Source organism: Johannesbaptistia floridana, assembly GCF_057440575.1.
This window is the reverse complement of record NZ_JALKVM010000018.1, coordinates 1-4,417: the sequence shown is the minus strand read 5'-3', so window position 1 is coordinate 4,417 and position 4,417 is coordinate 1. Positions and strand designations below refer to the sequence as shown.

Sequence of the window (4,417 nt, the reverse complement as noted above, 5' to 3'; positions counted from 1 at the left end):
CAACCAACTTTTCCCCTAGATATCTACAAGTTTGCACTAAAAATGCCCCACTTCCGGCTCTTACACACTTTTGGTGATGTGTCATAAGTTAACTGTGGAGGTCGAGCCAATTCGGAATTCGGAATTCGGAATTCGGAAAAAATTAGAGAGAAGAGATCATCTCAGCCTTAAAATTAAAATGTTGAAATCTTATGCTAGACATGGAATACGAACCAATTTCAGAACGAACATTTAATTTTTCTGTTCGTATTGTAAAACTTTGCTCTTTTTTAGAAGAAAAACCAGGTGTTTCTCGTACTATATCTCAACAACTGCTAAGAGCAGCAACAAGTGTAGGGGCCAACACAATTGAAGCCAAGTCTGGTCAAAGGAATTCGGAATTCGGAATTCGGAATTCGGAAATACCCATGCCTAAAGTCATGGGCTTGAAACAAAGAATATAGTTTTTTTCTTTCACCCCTAAAGGAGTGGGCTTGTAACCTTATTTTTTTTGGTCAATCAAGAAAAGATTTTCTGAATAAATTAGAAATAGCTCTAAAAGAAGCACGAGAAACTAAATATTGGTTAAGACTTTTAGTAGCATCAGAGATTGTTAACCGAGAGCGTTTAGGATCTTTATTGAAAGAAATAGAAGAAATCATCAAGATTTTGGTTTCTATTACTAAGAAAATCAAAGAAAATCCTGATAAACTCCCCAATTAATTGAAGAAATTGGCTATGTTTAAGATAGGATTTCATTTTTCAAAGGGGAAAAGCAATGGAAATAGAAAAAAGCTTCTTACCCAATATAGAATGGCTCAGACTCGAAAATTGTCAAATAGATTCAATGAATAGCGAAATACGGCTGAATGTGACTTCAAATCAAGCATTAGCTTATTGTCCAGTCTGCCATCAACTAAATAATCGAGTTCATAGCAAATATGAAAGAATAGTCAAAGATCTTCCTTGGGGAGAATATGAGGTCAAATGGCAGCTTGAGGTCAGAAAATTTTTCTGTACTAATCCAAAGTGTCAACGAAAAATATTTACGGAAAGATTACCAGATATAGTCAATTCTTGGGCTAGAAAAACCTGTCGCGATCGCACAACGTCAAGTTCTAATAGGATTGGCATTAGGGGGTATAGCAGGGTCTCGCCTAGCCAAAGCTCTGGGTTATACAACTTCTCGCCAAACTCTATTAAGAGAAATAGCAAAATTGCCTCTGAAAACTGATGTTAATCCTATCGTAATTGGAATTGATGATTGGGCTAGTACGAAAAGGGAGAAACTATGGTAGTATTGTGGTAGATTTAGAGACTCATCAACCAATCACTCTACTATCCAATCGTGAGTCAGAAACTGTGAGGGAATGGTTAGAAGAATATCGGTGATGTTGAGATAGTCTCCCGAGATCGTTTCTTTAGCTTACGAAAAAGGAGCCAGAAATGGAGCGCCACAAGCTATTTCTCGTAGCAGACCGATTTCATCTAATTCAAAATTTGGGTGAAACTTTGGAAAAGGTATTTATGAATCACACAAAGGATTTACAAGCAGTAGAAGAATCTCTGAGCTGCTCACTTATTTGTGAGGACGAGTCTGTCGCACGCCCGAATATCACCTCCAATTTCCCCAACAGAAGCATTGGCTAAAGCTGAAACATTGACGCCAGAGAAGATTAGAGATTTATAACAAAATTATCGAATTAAGAAATCTTGGTATGTCTGGAAAAGCTATTGCTGCTAAGCTAGGTATTAGTAAAACTACAGTATTTAGATATTTGGCAACTTCTGAATTTCCCGAGCGTAAAGGTCGTAGTGACAAAGGCCGTAGTCTTATTGATGAATATAAAGACTATTTTCTCAAACGTTGGAATGAAGGGTGTTATGAAGCAAAACAATTATTTTTTGAACTTCAAGAACTAGGTTATCAGGGTAGCTATGCTACAGTTGCTCGCTATGCAAGGGCGTCTCCGAAAAGCGCAAGGAATTAAACCAAGACAGAAATCTTTTGTCTTAAAACCAAGAATTGTTCTTGATGACCTTAAACTACCTTTGACTATTCGTTGTACTACTAGTTTAATTCTTAGAAGAGAAGAAAACAGAGATTCAACAGATGAATATATTATTGAACAACTTCAAAATCAGAATTCTATTCTATCTTTAGCGATTGAACTGAGTCAAACTTTTATTAAGCTTATTCGTGAAAGAACTCCAGAAAAATTTGATGAATGGTTAGCTCAAGTTAAATTGAGTAAAATTACACCTTTAGTTAACTTTGCGCAAGGATTAATATATGATTATGATGCTGTTAAATCAGGCATGACTCTCTCCTGGAATAATGGTCCAGTAGAAGGACAAATTAATCGGTTGAAAATGTTAAAACGTCAAATGTATGGTCGTGCTAGTCTCGAATTGTTAACACGAAGATTTCTCTGGGCTATTTAGGACTTACTAAATAAATATAAAACAATGAATTGTCTATAGGTTTAAGCCTGTTTTTTATTCTAAAAACTGCAAGATTTTGAGCCAAATGCCCTTTAAAACCTTGCATTTAATTGGGTAGTATTTAATGCTAATCGAAGAAATAGGAATAAAGCTCTTAATTTTCCGAATTCCGAATTCCGAATTCCGAATTGGCTCAACCCAACAGTTAACTTATGACACATCACCAAAAGTGTGTAAGAGCCGAAAGGGATACTTATCTGGATTAAATAATTCTCCACCATAAGCAGTTAAAGAGAAGACTTCATGGTCACAGCCTGCATATAATAATCTAAAGGTTGCTAGAATTCTCCCCCATCCCTCTTTACGACTTCCGAGTATTTCCTCTGCAAACTTATCAGCAATGTTTCTTAATCCTTTTCCTAAGTCAGATAAGGCATAATTATGTTCATAGAGACTTCCACCCATCTCAATTAATTCTTTTTCTTCAACAGTGAGAATAAAGATAATTCTCATAATCACTGTTACCATACCTCTATAGATTTCTGTTTCTGTATATCCTTCTAATAGTCTTCCCTGTCTATCTACATTGACTGTTTCTAATCTTCTGATAAGTATCTTTAAAGCTGTTTTAACTTGATATCCCAATTCATCGGTAACTGATTGTTGAGTGTTTTTACTTTCTACTAGGAGATTTTCTAATGTCTTTTCTCCTGAAGCAAAGAAGCGTCTTACCCCCAATAGGTGTATAAAGGCGCGAAGAGTAATTGTTTCTTCTAACCACAGTTGAGATTCCCAGGTGACATAACCGCTAACAGGGGAGATATTAGCATTAATAAGCATCCACTTTTCCCCATTGGTAATTAATCCTAAAGCAATATTTTGGTCTTGCAGCCATGTCAACATTTCTAGGGTTGGTGATTCTTGTAGTTTGGGTTGAGAGGCTTCTAAGCTTTGATGAGGGGGATAGTATTGAATTAAAAGTCTCGGGGTGGTGGTATTGGGATTAACTAATACCCATTGGGGTTTATCTTCTCTGGTAATTAAAACTGTGTCTGGATATTCGAGGATATTCTCTAATACCCATTCTATCCAGGCGCGATGTATCCTCTCATCTTGTTTTGATTCTAACCATTCTAAATATACTTCCCTAACTAGGCTAGTTTTACCTTTGTCGAGTTGGTCTAATCCCTGAGGAAAGTTATCATAGATGACTGGTAGGGTTAAAAATGGTCCTTCAATATCTATTAATGATAGCCATTCGTTGTGGTGTTGGGCTACTTTCATTTGTTTATTTCTCGCTTCGTTTTGTTTTAGTAGTTAGCAGATTATCTCATTCTACATTTACATGATTCCCCTCGGTTAATAAGGAGGACTTTTTTTATTCTTCCTTGACAATTATCTAGTCATTGAGTTATGATATTCGTAGGGGGGAGTTCGCCCCTATAGTAGTATAAAATAATAAATAAATAAATAAGCACCACTAAACTACTTTTATAGTGTTGGGTTATCTCCCTGCCCAACCTACAGGCTACCTTCTTACTTCAAAACTCATCTAACGGTGCGTTACGCTCACGCTAACACACCCTACAAAATCTGTTTATTTCTCGCTTCGTTTTGTTTTAGGTTTTATTTTATCTAATCAGGAAGTAAATAGTTAAGGGGTGTGAGAAATTCCATTTTTGATTCTTTATTCTTCCTTGACAATTATCTAGTCATTGAGTTATGATATTCGTAGGGGGGAGTTCGCCCCTTGTGTAGTATAAAATAATAAGTAAATAGTATGTAGGGTGCGTTAACTCATATCTTGCACCAAAACAAAAGTACAGAAATTGGCCGACAAGGGAGAATCAATTTTTAAGCGCGATCGCATTAATTCTCTTACTTCAAAACTTCTTTCACTTCAAAACTCATGTTTGTTGGGTTTTCTCCCTGCCCAACCTACAGGCTACCTTCTTACTCATTACTTATTACTTATTACTTCAAAACTCATCTA

Annotated in this window: 7 protein-coding genes; 6 read left to right on the top strand and 1 reads right to left on the bottom strand. The window is 36.1% G+C overall.

Going from position 1 to position 4,417, the window contains the following annotated elements; genetic code table 11:
- Nucleotides 1-191: 191 nt before the first annotated feature.
- The 6 genes from MW688_RS01225 to MW688_RS01200 all read left to right on the top strand — a co-directional run bounded on the left by MW688_RS01225 (nucleotide 192) and on the right by MW688_RS01200 (nucleotide 2,424).
- Entirely contained in the window at nucleotides 192-443 is a 252-nt protein-coding gene (locus MW688_RS01225) for a four helix bundle protein (RefSeq protein WP_486734083.1), read from the top strand.
- 40 nt (nucleotides 444-483) lie between these two features.
- A complete protein-coding gene (locus tag MW688_RS01220; protein ID WP_486734085.1) occupies nucleotides 484-702 on the top strand; it encodes a four helix bundle protein in 219 nt (72 codons plus the stop codon).
- A 55-nt stretch (nucleotides 703-757) separates the two neighbouring features.
- Entirely contained in the window at nucleotides 758-1,213 is a 456-nt protein-coding gene (locus tag MW688_RS01215; protein ID WP_486734082.1) for a transposase family protein, read from the top strand.
- Nucleotides 1,214-1,239: 26 nt separating this feature from the next.
- Complete coding sequence (locus tag MW688_RS01210) at nucleotides 1,240-1,371, top strand: hypothetical protein (protein ID WP_486734081.1); 132 nt, start codon at nucleotides 1,240-1,242, stop codon at nucleotides 1,369-1,371.
- A gap of 290 nt (nucleotides 1,372-1,661) precedes the next feature.
- Nucleotides 1,662-1,970 (top strand): helix-turn-helix domain-containing protein, encoded by a 309-nt coding sequence (locus MW688_RS01205; protein ID WP_486734084.1) that lies wholly within the window; start codon nucleotides 1,662-1,664, stop codon nucleotides 1,968-1,970.
- Nucleotides 1,936-2,424, top strand: a complete 489-nt coding sequence (locus MW688_RS01200; RefSeq protein ID WP_486734080.1) for an ISL3 family transposase — start codon at nucleotides 1,936-1,938, stop codon at nucleotides 2,422-2,424. The genes MW688_RS01205 and MW688_RS01200 overlap by 35 nt, the downstream gene beginning before the upstream one ends.
- A 210-nt stretch (nucleotides 2,425-2,634) precedes the next feature.
- Here MW688_RS01200 and MW688_RS01195 read toward each other — a convergent pair whose 3' ends face one another.
- Complete coding sequence (locus MW688_RS01195; protein WP_486734079.1) at nucleotides 2,635-3,708, bottom strand: hypothetical protein; 1,074 nt, start codon at nucleotides 3,706-3,708, stop codon at nucleotides 2,635-2,637.
- Nucleotides 3,709-4,417 lie beyond the last annotated feature (709 nt).